The organism is Thalassospira lucentensis (genome assembly GCF_032921865.1).
In the GTDB taxonomy this organism is placed as follows: domain Bacteria; phylum Pseudomonadota; class Alphaproteobacteria; order Rhodospirillales; family Thalassospiraceae; genus Thalassospira; species Thalassospira lucentensis_A.
This window is the reverse complement of record NZ_CP136684.1, coordinates 2,829,628-2,843,547: the sequence shown is the minus strand read 5'-3', so window position 1 is coordinate 2,843,547 and position 13,920 is coordinate 2,829,628. Positions and strand designations below refer to the sequence as shown.

13 protein-coding genes are annotated in these 13,920 nt (G+C 56.7%); 2 read left to right on the top strand and 11 right to left on the bottom strand.

Annotated features, from left to right (window positions below):
- Positions 1 to 14: 14 nt before the first annotated feature.
- Positions 15 to 989, bottom strand: a complete 975-nt coding sequence (locus tag R1T41_RS13725) for a helix-turn-helix domain-containing protein (RefSeq protein WP_317337533.1) — start codon at positions 987 to 989, stop codon at positions 15 to 17.
- Positions 990 to 1,374: 385 nt separating this feature from the next.
- On the opposite strand from R1T41_RS13725, the gene R1T41_RS13720 reads away from it, so the two are divergent.
- Positions 1,375 to 2,832 (top strand): aldehyde dehydrogenase, encoded by a 1,458-nt coding sequence (locus tag R1T41_RS13720; RefSeq protein ID WP_317337532.1) that lies wholly within the window; start codon positions 1,375 to 1,377, stop codon positions 2,830 to 2,832.
- An 81-nt stretch (positions 2,833 to 2,913) separates the two neighbouring features.
- Here the strand turns inward: R1T41_RS13720 and R1T41_RS13715 are convergent, their stop codons facing one another.
- The 6 genes from R1T41_RS13715 to R1T41_RS13690 all read right to left on the bottom strand — a co-directional run bounded on the left by R1T41_RS13715 (position 2,914) and on the right by R1T41_RS13690 (position 7,674).
- On the bottom strand, positions 2,914 to 3,396 hold the full coding sequence (locus R1T41_RS13715; RefSeq protein ID WP_114110971.1) for a YaiI/YqxD family protein: 483 nt from the start codon (positions 3,394 to 3,396) through the stop codon (positions 2,914 to 2,916).
- A 38-nt stretch (positions 3,397 to 3,434) separates the two neighbouring features.
- The gene (locus R1T41_RS13710) at positions 3,435 to 4,694 is read right to left on the bottom strand and encodes an MFS transporter (RefSeq protein ID WP_249278003.1); all 1,260 of its coding nucleotides are present in this window, start codon (positions 4,692 to 4,694) and stop codon (positions 3,435 to 3,437) included.
- Between the two features lie 112 nt (positions 4,695 to 4,806).
- Positions 4,807 to 5,535: an amino acid ABC transporter ATP-binding protein gene (locus R1T41_RS13705; RefSeq protein WP_317337531.1), complete on the bottom strand. Its 729-nt coding sequence runs from the start codon at positions 5,533 to 5,535 to the stop codon at positions 4,807 to 4,809.
- On the bottom strand, positions 5,522 to 6,175 hold the full coding sequence (locus tag R1T41_RS13700) for an amino acid ABC transporter permease (protein ID WP_062952667.1): 654 nt from the start codon (positions 6,173 to 6,175) through the stop codon (positions 5,522 to 5,524). Before R1T41_RS13700 ends, R1T41_RS13705 begins: the two co-directional genes overlap by 14 nt.
- Positions 6,168 to 6,839, bottom strand: a complete 672-nt coding sequence (locus R1T41_RS13695; RefSeq protein WP_317337530.1) for an amino acid ABC transporter permease — start codon at positions 6,837 to 6,839, stop codon at positions 6,168 to 6,170. Before R1T41_RS13695 ends, R1T41_RS13700 begins: the two co-directional genes overlap by 8 nt.
- Positions 6,840 to 6,891: 52 nt before the next feature.
- Positions 6,892 to 7,674, bottom strand: a complete 783-nt coding sequence (locus R1T41_RS13690) for a transporter substrate-binding domain-containing protein (protein ID WP_062952669.1) — start codon at positions 7,672 to 7,674, stop codon at positions 6,892 to 6,894.
- Positions 7,675 to 7,878: 204 nt separating this feature from the next.
- On the opposite strand from R1T41_RS13690, the gene R1T41_RS13685 reads away from it, so the two are divergent.
- On the top strand, positions 7,879 to 8,556 hold the full coding sequence (locus R1T41_RS13685) for a FadR/GntR family transcriptional regulator (protein ID WP_317337529.1): 678 nt from the start codon (positions 7,879 to 7,881) through the stop codon (positions 8,554 to 8,556).
- A 101-nt stretch (positions 8,557 to 8,657) separates the two neighbouring features.
- Here the strand turns inward: R1T41_RS13685 and R1T41_RS13680 are convergent, their stop codons facing one another.
- The 4 genes from R1T41_RS13680 to R1T41_RS13665 all read right to left on the bottom strand — a co-directional run bounded on the left by R1T41_RS13680 (position 8,658) and on the right by R1T41_RS13665 (position 13,823).
- On the bottom strand, positions 8,658 to 8,867 hold the full coding sequence (locus tag R1T41_RS13680; protein ID WP_007090722.1) for a cold-shock protein: 210 nt from the start codon (positions 8,865 to 8,867) through the stop codon (positions 8,658 to 8,660).
- Positions 8,868 to 8,945: 78 nt separating this feature from the next.
- The gene (locus tag R1T41_RS13675; protein WP_317337526.1) at positions 8,946 to 10,706 is read right to left on the bottom strand and encodes a DEAD/DEAH box helicase; all 1,761 of its coding nucleotides are present in this window, start codon (positions 10,704 to 10,706) and stop codon (positions 8,946 to 8,948) included.
- Positions 10,707 to 11,583: 877 nt separating this feature from the next.
- Positions 11,584 to 12,792 (bottom strand): YeeE/YedE family protein, encoded by a 1,209-nt coding sequence (locus tag R1T41_RS13670; RefSeq protein ID WP_317337525.1) that lies wholly within the window; start codon positions 12,790 to 12,792, stop codon positions 11,584 to 11,586.
- Between the two features lie 107 nt (positions 12,793 to 12,899).
- Complete coding sequence (locus R1T41_RS13665) at positions 12,900 to 13,823, bottom strand: sulfurtransferase (RefSeq protein WP_062959302.1); 924 nt, start codon at positions 13,821 to 13,823, stop codon at positions 12,900 to 12,902.
- Positions 13,824 to 13,920: the final 97 nt, after the last annotated feature.

Genomic DNA, 13,920 nt, shown 5'->3' with positions numbered 1-13,920 from the left:
GGCTTTCCGCGCCTTTATGGCCACGCGGCAAAGGTATGGTCGCGCGCCCGTTCCTCGGCCCGACGCAGGCGGCGGTAGGCGCCGGGTGCCTCGCCCATGTAACGTTTGAAAAACCGGCTGAAATAGGCCGGATCGCGAAAACCAAGTCCATAGGCAATCTGCGCCACCGCAAGCGGGCTTTGTTCCAGCCGCATGCAGGCTTCGCGGATAATCCGCTCATGCACAAGTGTCAGGGGCGGCTTGCCCGTCGCCCGCATCACCGCCGACCCCAACCGCCTTTCACTGACACCAAGAGCCGTGGCGTAATCGGCAATGTTCCAGTGTTCGCGAAAATGCAGTTCAAGCGCCTGCAAAAACCGCTGAAACGTAATCGAACCGGGGCGATGTTTGTCACGCTGTTCCATCACCCCCTCGGCCAGACGCAGAACCATGGTCAGGATGATCTGAAGATGCGCCCCGACCACCATCCCCGCCCCAAACGCGTTCTGCATAAGCTCCGCCCGGATCGCATCAAAACTGCGCGCCAGTAACGCCAGATTGTTACTGCCCTCGGCCGGGGTGACGTTATGAACCGTATCGGCCGCAAACCGTAACGGCAGCCCCGCGCCGACCAAGGGCAGCATGGATGTGCCGATTGAACCGCCCCCGCAATGGCGCGCCACCAGATCATCAGTCACCGACAGCAGATAGCCATCCGCCCCGGCCGAAACCGAAATCGCCTGCGTTTCGCCCAGCGGCAACCACACAAGTGCCGGCGCACGGCAATCAATCATACCCTGACGCAACCGAATGCGCGCCCGCCCCGACAAAATCAAAACCGCATAACACCGATCCCGCCGCGCGGGGTCATTCATCACCCAGTCCTGCGCGGATAACCCATGATCAAACCGGTCCATCAGTGCCTGGGTTGTCACCGGAATCGGATCGTCAAACGACCGCACGCCGATTGGCGTGGCGCGATGATCTTCTGCCCCTTCCGGTGAAACCATGCCTTTTTGATCCTGAAATATTCCAAATGGTTATATGTAAAATAATACAATTTTTCGTCTTAAAATGTCAATTTGACTGTCTTTACATTGGAAGCGTTCCAGCGCCTACTAATATCGCGGTTCAGGAACCGTCAAAAATAACAAGACATATCGAATAATGCGTTCCCGTTATTTCACACGCGCGAAGAAACGGGCAGGAGGATACGTCGAGGATTTACTTTGAACATCAAAGTAGATGAAAGATTTTTTGTATCTATCTTCCTGAATACGACGCCAAAGCGGGAAAACCGGGAACGCTGTACCAAAGGCTCTTGCAGCCCTTGGGTGATACAATGTCATGCGTTATCACCGCACAGCAGAACATAAAGAAGTCAGGAGAAACGTCGTGAACGATGCCAAACTATTGATCGACAACGAAGCCGTGAATGCCGCCAACAACCGGACATTCGAACGCAAGAACCCGGTCACTGGCGAGGTCGCAACCATCGCCGCTGCAGCAAGCCCCGCCGATGCGCGCAAGGCCGCCGATGCCGCCGCCGCCGCCTTCCCGGAATGGTCAAAAATGGGTCCAGGCGCTCGGCGCAAAATCCTGCTGAAGGCCGCCGACATCATGGAATCCAAAGGCGATGATTTTGGTCGCCTCGTACTTGAAGAAACCGGCAGTACGCGCATGTGGGGTGGCTTCAACGCCCATCTGGCCGCCAATATGCTGCGCGAAGCCGGTGCGATGACAACGCAGATTCAGGGCGACCTGATCCCGTCCGATACGCCTGGCCTGATGGCCATGGGCATTCGTCAGCCGGTTGGCGTGGTTCTGGGCATTGCGCCATGGAATGCGCCGGTCATCCTTGGCACACGCGCGATTGCCATGCCGCTTGCCTGTGGCAACACCGTGGTGCTGAAGGCGTCCGAACTGTGCCCCGCCCTGCATCGCCTGATTGGCGAATGTCTGGTCGAGGCAGGCGCCCCGGCCGGTGTCATCAATGTCGTGACCAACGCCCCCGAAGACGCCCCGGAAATCGTCGAAACCCTGATCGCCCATCCGGCAGTGCGCCGTATCAACTTTACCGGCTCAACCCGCGTTGGCCGCATCATCGCCAAACTGGGGGCCGAACATCTTAAACCGGTTCTGCTTGAACTGGGTGGCAAGGCACCCTTCCTTGTGCTGGACGATGCCGATATTGACGAGGCGGTTAATGGCGCGGCATTCGGGGCCTATATGAATCAGGGCCAAATTTGCATGTCGACGGAGCGCCTGATCGTTGACAATGCGGTTGCCGATGATTTCGTCGCCAAACTTGCCGCCAAGGCCAAAACGCTGACCGCTGGTGACCCGGCAAAGGCCGAACATATTCTGGGCGGTGTCGTGAATGCCGAAGCCGTCAACCGGATCGAAGAACTGGTTGAGGATGCCGTCTCCAAGGGGGCAAAACTGGTCGCAGGTTCCGGCAAGGCGCGCGATGGCGTTCTGATGGATGCGACCCTGCTGGATCACGTCACCCCCGCGATGCGGATTTATGCCGAGGAAAGCTTTGGCCCGGTCTGTGTCGTCATCCGTGCGGGTAACGAAGACGAAGCTGTCCGCATCGCCAATGACAGCGAATATGGACTGTCATCTGCCGTCTTTTCCACCAACATCCCGCGCGCGATGGAAGTCGCCAAACGGATCGAAAGCGGCATCTGCCACATCAACAGCCCGACCGTACAGGACGAAGCCCAGATGCCGTTTGGCGGGGTGAAAGCCAGCGGCTATGGCCGCTTCGGATCGCAGGCATCAATTGATGAATTCACCGAAATGCGCTGGATCACGATCCAAAGCGGCAAACGCCACTATCCGTTCTAGGGATATTACGTTCCGCAGGGGGGAAGCCCGGTCGTACTCCCTCAGATGATCGACCGGGACCTGTGGCAGGCCGCCTTGCGCTTAACGGCGCAGGGCGGCCTGTATCGTTACTTCCAGCATATTGGAAAATTTCGACCGGTCTTTTTGGGTAAAGCCCGCATTGCGGCCTTGCTCCCCAGTGACTTCGCGCATATGGGCGGCGATTTCGCGCCCGGCCAGTGCATTGCCGATATTCGCCTCGGTAAATTCCTGGCCATTCGGACGCAACACGCGCGCGCCGATTTCAAGCCCCCGCGATGCCAGCGGAATATCGTTGGTCACGATCACGTCGTTCTTGACGGCATTTTCGGCAATCCAGTCATCGGCCGCATCGGGTTCCGGCGGCACAATCACGATCCGGACCAACGGATTGCGCGACGGGCGAATACCGCCATTTGACACCATGATCATTTCCAGACGATGGCGTTCGGCCACGCGTTCGCATTCCGCCTTCACCGGACAGGCATCCGCATCGACAAGGATACGCGGCCGCATCGCCGCTTTATTTGATGTATTTTCAGACATGGCGCGATAATCGTCAGGCAGATGATAAAGTCAAGCCATCAGGCGATTGTTGGCGTTTCATGCGCTGCCTTGGCATCCTTCATCATCATCAACACCACCCCGCCAACCAGCGCGAAACCACCGGCCACCAGAACGGTTGCCTGGAAGGAATACCACGTTGCGATGAAACCGGTTGCAAGATTGGCGACAAGGCCACCGATGAACAGGGTGCTGACATAATAACTGGTTGCGACGCCGGGGCGATCAGGGGCGAAGTTTTGAACAAATGTCATACTGATCCCCGCAAAGATGCCGTAATAAATCCCGTCAAGGGCCCCAAGCACCAGCACATCGGCAAGACTGGTCGCGTTATAGATCAGCCCGAAGAAGATCGCGGCAAGCACGGCGGCCAGTATCATGCCGCCGCGCTCGCCGATCTTTCTGATCAGATGTGCGCAGTAGTAAATCACCACCACCTCGACAAAGCATTTCACCGTCAGGGCAAAACCAGCCGCCGATGCAATAAGCCCAAGTTCGGTTGTGAAATAAAGCGGCATGGCGGTTACGAACACGACATTGCCCGCCCCGATGAAAAACACCGGCACACAGGCCAGAAGCAATCCAAAATTGAACGGGATTTTCTTGCCCGTCACAAGCGAACCGGGATGATGGGTTTTGAATGCCGCCGGGACGATGAACAAACATACGATGAACCACACCGCTCCAAGGGCTGCGATGCTGTAATAGGTCACCGTAAAGCCAAACGCGCCGAAGACCGATAATGACGCCGCCGGGCCAACCATCCAGCCAAGCGATGTCTGCATGCGCAGAAACCCGTTGAATTTTACGACGTCGCGCCCGGTCTGTTCGGCAAACAGACGCCCAAACGAATACATCACCGAAAGCGCCCCAGACCCGATGCCAAGCAGGATCGAGGCAAGGCAAAGATAGACCCAGTAAATCTGAAACGTCGCAAGGATCGCCATGCCACTGGCAAAGCAGACGATGCTGGTGATCAGAAGCGCCTTGATCGGCACGGCCCGGTCAATCGCGCGGCCAAATGCCCGGTTGGTCAGAAGGGTTACGACGACTTGAACGATTGCCACCATGCTGACCTTCCATGGCGGCTCCCCCAATCCCTCAATGACATAAAGCCCGCCCAGCGGTGCCGCAGAAGACGCGGTAAACGCCCCCATCAAAAGCAGGCCAAGCACCAGAAAAGGATAGCGATCCAGAAAGGCGGTTACACCAGATACCGGCCGAAGATTTCCGTTTTCAGGATGTCCGCCATCCTGTGCCGTGCCGGTCTGATCGCGCAATTTCGTGCCCCCGCCTCATCATAAGCCCAAAGCACGTTTTAGATGATCAACCGCCGACAGGAAATACCCCTAATTGCAAACCTGTGAAATTGTCACAAATCGCACAACCGGCTCAGGAAAGCCCACCGACAAAACTGGCAAGTTCCGGGGTTTTCGGATTGGCAAAAACCGCCTCAGGCGCACCGCTTTCATGAATACGGCCCTGATGCATGAAGACCAGTTTGTCGCAAACCTCGCGCGCAAACCGCATTTCATGGGTCACCATGACCAATGTCATGCCTTCCTCGGCAAGCTGGCGCACGACAGCCAGAACCTCGTTCACCAGTTCGGGATCAAGGGCCGATGTGACCTCGTCACACAGCAACACACGCGGCTTCATGGCCAGGGCGCGCGCAATCGCCACGCGCTGCTGCTGCCCGCCTGAAAGCTGATCGGGGTAATGCATCATCTTGTCGGCAAGTCCGACCTTGGCCAGCATTTCCTCGGCTACGTCCTTGGCTTCGGCCTTTGACTGCTTTTTCACGACCTGCGGCGACAGCATGACGTTTTCAAGCGCGGTGTAGTGCGGAAACAGATTGAACTGCTGAAACACCATGCCGACATTAAGCCGCAGGGTCAGCAGATCCGTATCGCGGTCACCAACCTTCTTTCCCGCCACCATGATCGTCCCGTCATTGATGGTTTCAAGGCCGTTGATCGTGCGCAAAAGCGTGCTTTTGCCAGATCCGCTTTTCCCGATCAGGGCAATCACCTGCCCCTCCTCGATCTTAAGATCAATGCCTTTAAGGACTTCCAGCTCGCCAAAGCTTTTGTGGATAGCGTGCAGTTCAACGAGCGACATGACGAAGTTTTCCTTCCAGATGGCGGGCATAAAGCGAAAGCGGGAAACAGATCAGAAAATACATGACCGCCACACAGCCATAGACGGTAAACGGTGCATAGGTCGCGTTGGTGATCATGGTCCCGGCCTTGGTCAGTTCGACAAACCCGATGATCGACGCAACCGCCGTCCCCTTGACCACCTGCACCGAAAAACCGACCGTCGGCGGCACCGCAATGCGAAGCGCCTGCGGCAAAATGATGTAACGCATCTGCTGGCGGAAATTCATGCCAAGGCTTGCCGATGCTTCCCATTGGCCAAGCCCGATGGATTCAACGCACCCCCGCCAGATTTCGGTCAGAAACGCACTGGTAAACAGCGTTAACCCCAGCATCGCCGCGATCCAGGGCGATACATCAATCCCGATCAGCGGCAGACCGAAAAACACGATGAATAGCTGCATCAAAAGCGGCGTGCCCTGAAACAGTTCAACATAACCGCGCACCAATCGCATCACCCACGGATTGCCCGCGGTTCGAACCATCAAAAGCAAAAGCCCGACAATCCCGCCCAGCACAAAGGCCGTAAGCGACAGCAACACCGTCCAGCGCGCTGCCAGCAGCAGGTTATAAACAATATCCCAAAGGGTAAATTCAGACATGACTGCGCCGTTCAAACAGGAAGTTGCCGAATATCTTCAAAACCCAGCGCAGCAGAACCGACATCGCCAGATAAAGTGCGGTCGCCACGAAATAGACCTCAAAAGCACGGAAATTGACGGCCTGGATATAGTTCGCCGCAAAGGTCAGCTCCTCGGCCGCGATCTGCGAACAGACCGACGAACCCAGCATGACAATCACGATCTGGCTTGAAAGCGCCGGCCAGATTTTCTTGAGCGCCGGACGGATAATGACATAGCGGAAAATCTGCACCCGGCTCATCGCAAGACTTTGGGCGGCCTCAATCTGCCCCCTGGGGATCGCAAGAATACCCGCCCGGATGATTTCGGTCGAATAGGCCCCAAGATTGACAATCATCGCCAGAACGGCGGCCTGAAATTCACTTAGCTTCACGCCAAGCGCCGGAAGCCCGAAAAAGATGAAGAATAACTGCACCAGAAACGGCGTATTGCGGATCAGTTCCACATATATGCCGACGATCTGGCTGATGACGGGGGCACGCGATGCGCGCGCCCACGCCCCCAAAGTTCCCAGACTGACGCCAACAACGGCCCCAATGACGGTCAGTTCGGTTGTCAGCACAACCCCATCAAGCAGCAATTCCCAATGGGGAACGATTGCACCGAAATCGAATTTATAAGCCATTGAAACCAAGCAATCCGGTCAGGGGTGAAGCCATCAGGCAATCAAGTCAGGATCAGAGCTTTTCCGGTAACGGAATGCCAAGCCACTTTTCGGCAATCGCGTTCAGACGGCCATCGGCAATCGATGCCGCAATGATCTCGTTGACCTTGGCTTTGAATGCGTCCTCTTCCTTGTTCAGCCCCACATAGCAGGGCGAGTTCTTGATCAGGAATTTCGGTTCCGGCTTGCGCGGCGGGTTGCGTTCGATGATCGCCGCCGCCGTAACGTTACCGGTCGCAATCAGGTCAACCTGCCCCGAAAGGAAGGCCGAAATCGTCCCGTTATTGTCTTCGTAGCGTTTGATTTCGAGATCCGCCGGGGCAATCTTGGTCAGCTCCAGATCTTCAATCGCACCGCGCGTTACACCAACCGAATGCCCTGCAAGGTCTTCGGCACCCTTGACCGCGATATCAGCCGGACCGAAAACGCCGTTATAGAACGGTGCATACGGATCGGTGAAATCAATCACCTTTTCGCGGTCCGGGTTTTTGCCAAGGCTTGAAATCACCAGATCGACCTTGCCGGTGGTCAGATACGGGATGCGGTTGCTCGATGCGACCGGCACCAGTTCAAGTTTCACGCCAAGGTCATCTGCAATGAGCGCCGCCATATCGATGTCATACCCCTTGGGCTGCATATCCGCACCCACGGTGCCAAACGGCGGAAAGTCCTGCGGCACGGCGACCTTCAAAACACCGGCTTCCTTGATGGTATCAAGTGCCCCTGCCGATGCACCGGCCAGCGGGGCCGCAATCATGGCAATCGCGGCGATGGTTGATTTCAGAAATTTGTTCATTTGCCTCTACCCGTATGAAAGTGGATTATTCGACTTATTTTTAATCTGTATAAAATAACTGCATAAAATTTATGCTATTGTCCATGGGTAAATTTCGCACTTGCGAAAAATGGCAAGCTGATTAAAGCTACAAACCTTAAATATATTGGATTTTCGCGTCGGAAAAATTTTGGCACTACTGGTCAGACCAGTTATGGAATCCGCATGTCACGCATTGAAACCGCCCCGGAACGCGCCGCGCGCGCCATTCGCAACCTGATTAAAAGCAACGGCTTAGGCCCCGGCGACTCTTTACCGGCCCAGCGCGAACTGGCCGCCACCCTTGGCATCAGCCGCGCCAGCCTGCGTGAAGCCCTGGCAACACTCGAAGCCATGGGACTGATCCGGGTTCAGGCGGGCAAGGGGGCCTATATCGCCGACCCGCATGACGGATTGCCGCGCGATGACAATCAGAAACGCCAGGCCGCACAGGTCTATCAATTCCGCCTTGCGATCGAACCCTATGTTGCAGGCCTTGCCGCACAGGCCCGCACGCGCGATCACCTGATCGCCCTTCAACGCAGCATCGATGACATGCAAACCGCATTCGAGGCCGACGACCTGATCACCGCGGCCAATGCTGACACTGAATTTCATGAAATCCTGCTGTCCGCATCGGGCAATCCGCTATTTGCCGCCGCGATCTTTCCCGCCGCCCAAACCATCCATGAAAACCAGATGCTGCCCTTTGCCAATGCCGCCGCAATCAAAGCACCGTTGCGCGAACATGAACAGATCCTGCGCTATGTACGCGACCGCAATCCATCGGGCGCACGCGATGCCATGCATTTTCATGTACTTAGCGCCGCGACCCGGGCCAATATCGCATTCCTGCGCCCCTAGGGTATGGCCACATAAAACGTACAGATAAAACAAAACCCCCACCCGGTTACCCGGATGGGGGTTTCGCAAATCAGCGCCTTCGCAAGCGAAGGCAAACCGAATTAGGCAGCGGTCAGATCGTCAGCCGAAACGCGACCCGAACGGGAGTCGGTGCGCAGTTCGTAGTTGATCTTGTCGCCTTCCTGCGGGTGGTTCATACCAGCGCGTTCAACGGCGCTGATGTGCAGGAATACGTCATTTCCGCCTTCGTCCGGCTGAATGAAACCAAAGCCTTTGGTTGCGTTGAACCATTTAACGGTACCAGTTGCCATCTTTAAATCTCCTTTAGAGTGTCGATTGGCGTTACGGTGCATCCCGCGTGGATGCACCAATCAGTTTGGAAAGCTGCCTCAGGCGGTTTCGCGCCTGCTGCGGTTTCCGGAATTGTTTTCAGAACGGCGCTCACCATTCGGGCGTGCGCCCAGGCGACCACCAACTGGCTTGCCGGGGCGCGCGCGGCCGGGGCGTGCGTTGCGGGCTGCTGGTTTGCCGGAATTGCCCGGTTTACCATTTGCACTCGCACCGTTGCCGGTCGTGCGGCGCTCGTCCGAGCTGCCAAGGAATGAAAGGTTCGATGCAATACGGTTGTCACCGCCGCCCGCGCCGTTCGAAGCCACCTTCTTGGGCGTACGAACCCGGTTATCGCCATTGGCGTTACGGGTATCACGGGCATCGCGGCTATCACGACCGTCACGGCGCACACCATCACGACCCTGCGGACGGGCCGCAGCACGATCAGTACGCTCGTTATTGCGATCATTGCGTTCGTTGCGATCCGCACCACCTTTGATACCGCCCTTGTACCGGCCGGAATTTTCCGAACCATTGGCTGCATCACGCGTGGTTTCTTCGGTGCGACGGCGATCATTGTTCCGGTCATTGCGATCATTACGACCACGGGCCTCATTGCGACCCTGACCATTACGACCACCAGCACCCGGACGACCACCACCATTGCGACCACGTCCGCTACCGTTGCCATTACTGGCACGACGGTCCGGATTGGCATCGCGCTCGGCTTTCGAAATCGCTTCCTGCTCGGCGGCTGCCTTGGCATCGCGACGATCGATGACCGGGATCGACTGACGGGTGGTTTTTTCGATATCACGCAAAAGACCGCGTTCTTCCTCGTCACAGAATGCAATCGCCGAACCGCTGGCACCACCGCGGGCGGTACGACCGATACGGTGCACATAGCTTTCCGGGACGTTCGGAAGTTCGAAATTCACAACATGGGTCACACCATCGACATCAATGCCGCGTGCGGCAATGTCGGTTGCGACCAGAACGCCGATCTGACCATCTTTAAACGCATTCAGTGCACGTTCACGCTGATTCTGGCTTTTATTGCCATGAATCGCGGCAGCACTGATTTTGCAGCTTTCAAGATGACGCGCCACACGATCCGCCCCGCGCTTGGTGCGGGTGAAAACGAGAGTACGTTTGAAAAGCGGGTTATCAAGCAATTCCGCCAGAAGCTGACGCTTACGGTTTTTCTCGATCATATAGACTGACTGCTCGACACGTTCCTGGGTCGTGGCAACCGGGGTCACCGAAACCTTGACCGGATCGGAAAGCATATCACCGGCAAGTTGACCGATCTGGGTCGGCATGGTGGCCGAGAAGAACAGGTTCTGACGATCACGCGGCAACATCTTGATGATGCGTTTGATCGGCGGCAGGAAGCCAAGATCAAGCATGTGATCGGCTTCGTCGAGCACGACGACATCGACATTGTTCAGCTTGAGCTTGCCTGCATCAATGTGATCAAGCAAACGGCCCGGCGTTGCGACAAGAACGTCGACACCCGGCGTAATCGCCTTGATCTGCGGGCCATGTGCGACACCGCCAACAACAACGGCAACCGTGGTGTTCATGAAGCGGCCATAGGCACGGAAGCTGTCGCCAATCTGGGCAGCCAGTTCGCGCGTCGGCGCAAGCACAAGCACACGGCACGATTTCGCCGGAGTGCGGGTTTCGTTTTTGGAAAGACGGTCCAGAATCGGCAGTGCAAAAGCAGCAGTCTTGCCAGTGCCGGTCTGTGCTATCCCCAGAAGGTCTTTACCTTCAAGGAGAGATGGGATGGCCTGTGCCTGGATCGGCGTGGGCACATCATACCCTTCATGCTTGAGAGCTCGAAGGACGGGCTCGGCCAGGCCGAGATCCGAAAATTGGGTCAAATAAAAGTATCTCTTGGTATTGCGGCAGCAAAGGGAAGGGAATCGGCCCTTGAATGTATTACGTCAGCTCTGCGCCTTGCATATTCTTTCGGAAAAGCCCGCGTAGTAGGGCCCTTCAATGCGGTTTTCCGGTAGATCACTCAACAGGCGAGGCCAATAAAGTCCCCTCTACGCTTCTGGAGCGATCAGATAACAAGGGCACCATGCGCAGAGTTTTCATCACTTGTCAAATGGGTTGTTTCAAATGATCCATGCGTAAAAGGCAAACAAGCCCGGCAATTAAGCGCGCCGGGCTTGTTTTATTTTTAATCGCCGCAGACTTAATTGGCCGCACAAGGGCTCGCTGCCCCACACGGGCTATATGCCCCGCAAGGATTTGCCGCTGCACACGGTTTGGTTGCAGCACACGGGTTCATATAATCGCTGCGGGGATTTACCGGCGCACAAGGTGCGGGGGCGTATCCGGCGCCACAGGGCGAAGCCGCGCACGGGTTCCCTGCCCCGCATGGATTGTAGGCGCCGCACGGACTGGCAGCACACGGATTGGCTGAACAGGGACTTGCAGCACAGGGGTTGGCACCGCACGGCGCTGCTGCGCAAGGGTTATATCCGGCACAAGGATTGGCAGCACACGGGTTCGATCCGCACGGGTTCCCCGCACATGGATTGCCCCCCGTCGCAGGTTTATTGGCCGGGTTGCTGATTGCGGGTGGATTGGCGGGGGCATTGGTGTGACTGAAATGATCAAACGCTACCGCGCCGCTGGCCGCGAGGAAAACCGCGCCAAACAGGATTGTATTTTTTTCGCTCATGACTTTTTAAATCCGTCCATGCCAAATACCGGGCGAAGCGCAATCCCGATCCAGCTACCGGCAAAGGCGGCAACAAACCAGAGCCAGCCATGCACGCTGCCCGATGCGATGCCGCTAAAGAACGCGCCGATATTGCAGCCAAATGCCAGACGCGCCCCATAGCCCATCAATATTCCACCAATCGCTGCCGCCAGAAGCGATGCAAACGGTACCTTGACCTTGGGCGCGAATTTGCCCGCAAGGCTTGCGGCCAATGCCGCCCCGATCACGATGCCGAAATTCATCACCGAGGTATTATCCGCCAGTACCGAGTTTGAAAGCGCCTTGGCCGGACCGGCCCAGTTCCAGAATTCCCAGGTTTCGACCGGAATGCCAATGCCTTGGGCGATCTTCGCCCCCCAAAGACCAAACCCGAACGTGATAGACCATGGATGCCCCGCGCTCAAAAGCGTTGCCACGTTAAGCCCCGCCAGAAGCACACCGGTCCCGACCATCGGCCATGGACCATGCAGCAACCGGGCAAAGCCCGCACGCGGTGCGGCCGGTGCGGCTTCAATCGAACCATGCGCACGCTTTTCAACCCAGACCGTGATCAGCGCAATCAATGCCAGACCGGCAAAGGTCACGCCCAAACCGCCCCAGATACCGAACTCGCTACCAAGGCTCATGGGCGGAAGGGATGGCAGTTCAAGCCACATTGGCAAATGCGCCGTACCAATCACCGCCCCGATGATAAAAAATGCAAGCGTCAGCAACATGCGCGCGCTGCCACCACCAACCGTAAACAGCGTGCCCGATCCGCATCCACCGCCAAGCTGCATGCCAAGGCCAAACATAAATGCACCGACCAGAACCGAAACACCAACCGGTGCCACCGCCCCTACAATCGGGGTGCCAAGTGGTGCACCAATGGCAAGCAACGGAATAAATGCCGCCGCTGCAACGCCGATCATCAAAAGCTGGGCCCGCATCGCACGGCCGCGCTTTTCAACCGAAAATCGCCGCCAGCCGCCGGTAAAACCGAATGACGCATGATAAAGGGCAATGCCCAGCAACCCGCCAAGGCCATAAAGCACGGCCTGATGGATATCGATGGCCTGCGCAATCAGCACCGCGACAATCACAAACAGGATGGCCGTGACGGCTGCGGGCCCTTTGTCAAAACTAAAGCCCGAAGCACGGACATTAAGGGTCGTTTCAGACATGGTGGTGACGCTCTATCTGACAGGAAACCTGAAAACGAACGAAACCGGGAGGCCCCGGTTCCGTCAAAACATGATGTATTATAGGGGCGTTACGCCGTATTTCCGAATTATTCCGGAATGACTACTTCGCGCGACGGATCAGCCGCCCATTCGGTCATCGAGCCGTCATACATACGGGTGTTTTTGTTGCCCATCACTTCCGAAAGGCCAAACCACGCAACCGATGCCCAATGGCCGGTATTGCAATAGGTGATTTCTGCGCCGTCCTTGGCAACACCGGCATTTTCCACCAGTCCTTCGATCACATCGGATGCGACAAACGCACCCTGCTGATCATTATAAAACTCGGACTGCGAAATATTGACCGCCCCCGGAATGGCACCGGCACGAGCGACAACACCGCTTTTGCTTTCGCCCTTATATTGCGAAACCGGGCGGGCATCGACCAGCGCAACACCATTTTCACGCGCCTTGGCAACGTCATCGGCGGTCGCCAGAAGCTCCGGGCGGAAATTGGCATTGAAGGCCACGGCCTGTGGTGCAACCGCCTCGTTTGAGACCGGCTTGCCAGCGGCTTCCCATGCACGCTGCCCACCATCAAGGATGGTCACGGCATCATGACCCAGCACCTTGAAGGTCCAGTAGACACGCGTGGCCGAACCGAAATCCGAGCTGTTCTGACCGGCCGGGACGACAACAACCTGTTTGTCATTATCAATGCCAAGGCTCCCGATCCGGGCCGATATCACATCAACCGGCGGCAACTGGCCGACAACATCGCCAACCTTGGCGCGCCAGCCAAACTTGCCATAAGGCGCAAAAACCGCACCCGGGATATGCCCGGCATCATAGGGGCTGCCTTCTTTGGTCAACGAGCGGATATCGACAACCACCAATGACGGGTTTTCCAGATTATCCGAAAGCCATGCGGCATCGACCAGCGGCTTTTCCGTCAGGCGCTCGGCCTGTGCTGCCGCGCCGCCAAAGACAATCGCCACTGCCGCAGCAGCAGAAAGAATAAGAGAACGCATGGGGCCTGTCTCCGATTTGGTGAATTAGAAATCTGTGAAACTTATATAATCACCACGTATACAATGTCAATTAATCTAAAATAACAGTTATTTTTTG

Bases quoted from the DNA above. Each gene is read 5' to 3' on its own strand.
- R1T41_RS13665 (WP_062959302.1), bottom strand. From the start codon at position 13,823: ATGCGTTCTCTTATTCTTTCTGCTGCTGCGGCAGTGGCGATTGTCTTT.
- R1T41_RS13670 (WP_317337525.1), bottom strand. From the start codon at position 12,792: ATGTCTGAAACGACCCTTAATGTCCGTGCTTCGGGCTTTAGTTTTGAC.
- R1T41_RS13680 (WP_007090722.1), bottom strand. From the start codon at position 8,867: ATGGCAACTGGTACCGTTAAATGGTTCAACGCAACCAAAGGCTTTGGT.
- R1T41_RS13695 (WP_317337530.1), bottom strand. From the start codon at position 6,839: ATGGCTTATAAATTCGATTTCGGTGCAATCGTTCCCCATTGGGAATTG.
- R1T41_RS13685 (WP_317337529.1), top strand. From the start codon at position 7,879: ATGTCACGCATTGAAACCGCCCCGGAACGCGCCGCGCGCGCCATTCGC.
- R1T41_RS13705 (WP_317337531.1), bottom strand. From the start codon at position 5,535: ATGTCGCTCGTTGAACTGCACGCTATCCACAAAAGCTTTGGCGAGCTG.
- R1T41_RS13690 (WP_062952669.1), bottom strand. From the start codon at position 7,674: ATGAACAAATTTCTGAAATCAACCATCGCCGCGATTGCCATGATTGCG.
- R1T41_RS13725 (WP_317337533.1), bottom strand. From the start codon at position 989: ATGGTTTCACCGGAAGGGGCAGAAGATCATCGCGCCACGCCAATCGGC.
- R1T41_RS13700 (WP_062952667.1), bottom strand. From the start codon at position 6,175: ATGTCTGAATTTACCCTTTGGGATATTGTTTATAACCTGCTGCTGGCA.
- R1T41_RS13715 (WP_114110971.1), bottom strand. From the start codon at position 3,396: ATGTCTGAAAATACATCAAATAAAGCGGCGATGCGGCCGCGTATCCTT.